This is a genomic window from Streptomyces sp. NRRL S-378, from assembly GCF_000720645.1.
GTDB lineage: Bacteria > Actinomycetota > Actinomycetes > Streptomycetales > Streptomycetaceae > Streptomyces.
The window spans coordinates 1-3,519 of record NZ_JOBX01000147.1; the positions used below are offsets into that span (position 1 = coordinate 1).

Here is a 3,519-nt window from a genome sequence, read left to right on the forward strand (position 1 = left end):
TCCTCACCCGCACCCGCACCACCGACCTCGCCGCCTACACCCACCAGGACACCCCCTTCGAACGCATCGTCGAAACCCTGAACCCCCACCGCTCCCTCGGCCACAACCCGCTGTTCCAGGTGATGCTGGTGCTGCACACCCAGGCGGCCCCCGTGTTCGACCTGCCCGGCCTGTCGGCGGTCAGCGAGGACCTGACCCGGGACGTCACCAGCTTCGACCTGACCTTCAACTTCTACGAGGCCACGGACGCGGCCGGGCGGCCCGGAGGGCTCCACGGCTTCCTGGAGTACCGCACCGACCTGTCCGAGCGGGCCACCGCGGAGCGGTTCGCCGAGGGCTTCCGGCGGCTGCTGGGCGCCGTCGCCGAGCACCCCGACCTGCCGATCGGCGACGCCCCCCTGCTCTCCCCCGCCGAGCGGGACGCGCTGCTCGCGGCGGGCACCGGCGGCCCCGCCCCGGCGCACCGGTTCTTCACCGACATGTTCGAGGAGCACGCGGCCCTCCGGCCCGATGCGCCCGCGCTGGAGCACGAGGGCACCGTGCTCGGCTACGCCGAGCTGAACGAGCGGGCCAACCGGGTCGCCCACTGGCTGATCCGTGAGGGCATCGGCGCCGAGGACCTGGTGGCGCTGGCGGTGCCCCGGTCCGTGGAGATGGTGACCGCGCTGCTGGGCGTCCTGAAGGCCGGAGCCGCCTTCGTGCCCGTCGATCCGGGCTACCCGGAGGACCGTGTCGCCTTCATGCTCCGGGACGCGGCCCCGGTCCGCGTCCTCACCAGCCGGGGGGTCGCCGGGCGGCTCCCGCAGGACGGCCCGACGGCCCTGCTCCTGGACGACGCCGCGGCCCTGGCCGGGCTCCCCGGCCGCAATCCCACGGACGCCGACCGGAACACCCCGCTCCGGCCGGACGGCCTGGCGTACACCGTCTACACCTCGGGTTCCACCGGCGTCCCCAAGGGCGTTGCGGTCACGCACCGCGGCCTCCGCGCACTGGTGGCCACGCTGGCGGAGAAGTACCGGCTCGGCCCTGACGACCGGGTCCTGCAACTGGCCTCGATCAGCTTCGACATGGCCCTCGAGGACTTCCTCCGGGCGTTCTGCTTCGGCGGCACCCTCGTCGTCCCCGCTCCCGGCCCCCTGGTCGGCGACGCCCTCGGTGACTTCCTGGAGGACCGGCGGATCTCCTGCGCCGACATGCCGCCCAGTGTGCTCGCCACGCTGCCGGAGCGGGACTTCCGGGCCCTGCGCGTGCTGAGCGTCGGTGGCGAGGCGTGCCCGCCCTCGCTGATCTCCCGCTGGGCAGACGGCCGGCGGATGCTGAACCTGTACGGGCCCACCGAGTCGACAATCTCGGCCACGGCCAGCGAGCCGCTCTCCGCCGACGACCCCTCCGCGTCCGCCCCCATCGGGGCCCCCGTGCGGGGCACCCGGGCGTACGTCCTCGACGCTCGCCTGCAACTGGTACCGCAGGGAGTGCCCGGAGAGCTCTACCTCGCGGGCGAGGGCCTGGCCCGCGGCTACCTGCGGCGGTCGGGCCTGACGGCGGAGCGGTTCGTCGCCGACCCCTTCGGTCCGGCCGGCGGCCGCATGTACCGCACCGGCGACCTGGTGCGCCTGCGGGGCGACGGCCAGCTGGAGTTCGTGGGCCGGGCCGACGACCAGGTGAAGATCCGCGGCTTCCGCATCGAACTCGGCGAGATCGAGGCCGTCCTGGGGCGTTTCCCGGAGCTGCACCAGGTCGCGGTGGTGGTCCGGGAGGACCGGCCCGGTGACAAGCGCCTGGTGGCGTACGTGGTCGCCGAGTCCGCGGGTGCCGGGCTGAGCGCGGACGACCTGCGCGCCCACGCCGGCCGGTCCCTGCCGGACTACATGGTCCCCACGGCGTTCGTGACGATGGAGCGGCTGCCCCTGACCGTCAACGGGAAGCTGGACCGCAGGGCCCTGCCGGTCCCCGCGTACGAGCCGGAGAACAGCGGCCGGACCGCGCGCGGTCCGCAGGAGGAGATCCTGTGCGGGCTGTTCGCCGAGATCCTCGGCCTGCCCGCGGTCGGCATCGACGACGACTTCTTCGAACTGGGCGGCCACTCCCTGATGGCGGCCCGCCTGGTCAGCCGGATCAGGACGATCATGGGCGTCGAACTGCCGATGCGGGCCATGTTCGAGGCTCCCACGGTCGCCGCCCTGGCCGGCCAGGTCTCGGAGGCGGATGCAGCCAGACCGCCGCTGAAGGCAGCCAAGCGCCCTGAACTGGTACCGCTGTCACCCGCGCAGAAGCGGCTGTGGTTCCTGAACGAACTGGAAGGACCGAACGCCACCTACAACATGCCGGTCGCCTTCCGGATCACCGGAGACCTGGACGCGCAGGCTCTGGAACAGGCCCTGAACGACGTCGTGTTGCGGCACGAGAGCCTGAGGACGGTCTTCCCGGAGGTCGACGGCAGCCCGGTCCAGACCGTGCTGGGCGCGAACGCCGTCGATCTCAAGCTGCACCACGTCGGCTGCCCCGCGTACGAGCTGGACGCCGCGGTGGGCGCCGCCGGGCGGCACGTCTTCGACCTGGCCTCCGACCTCCCGTTCCGGGCGACCCTGTTCACCGTCAGCCCGACCGAGCGGGTACTGCTCCTGCTCGTGCACCACATCGCGGCCGACGGCGCCTCGATGGGGCCGCTCGGACGCGACCTGGAGACGGCGTTCACCGCCCGGCTCCAGGGGCATGCTCCGGCGTGGCAGGCGCTGCCCGTGCAGTACGCGGACTACAGCCTGTGGCAGGACGCCTTCCTCGGTTCCGAGGACGACCCGGACTCCGTGGTGAGCAAGCAGCTGGCCTACTGGACCGAGGCCCTGGAAGGCGCCCCGGACCGGCTTGAGCTGCCTGTCGACCGGCCCCGCCCGACGGTGGCCAGCCACCGCGGCGACACGGTCCCGGTCGACTTCGGCCCGGAGCTGCACCGTGCCCTCGTCGACCTGGCCCGGGACACGAACACCACCCTGTTCATGGTTCTCCAGGCCGCCGTCGCCACCCTGCTGAACCGGCTCGGCGCGGGAACGGACATTCCGATGGGCACCCCGGTCGCGGGGCGCACAGACGAGGCCCTCGACGACATGGTCGGGCTCTTCATCAACACGCTCGTGCTGAGGACGGACACCTCGGGGAACCCGACCTTCCGGGAGCTGCTGGAGCGGGTCCGCGCCACGAGCCTGGCGGCGTACTCGCACCAGGACGTGCCGTTCGAGCGGGTGGAGGCGTTCAGCACCCGCACGGCCAAGTTCGATCTCGGCTTCGCGCTCAACGAGCGCTACGGGGCCGACAACAGCCCGGCCGGTATCGCCGGAATGCTGGAGTACAGCACCGACCTCTTCCACGAGGGCACCGCCCGACGGATGGTTGGCTGGCTGGTACAGGTACTGACCCAGCTCAGCTCCGATCCCGATGGTCGGATCGGTGGGATCGATGTGGTGGACGAGGCCGAGCGGGTGCGGTTGTTGGAGTCCTGGGCGGGTGCGCAGCCCGCGGAGGGCC

The 3,519-nt window shown here is 72.5% G+C and carries 1 protein-coding gene; it reads left to right on the plus strand.

The window, feature by feature from the left end:
* On the plus strand, positions 1-3,519 hold a 3,519-nt coding region (locus IH80_RS0138075), incomplete at both ends, for a non-ribosomal peptide synthetase (RefSeq protein ID WP_037882326.1).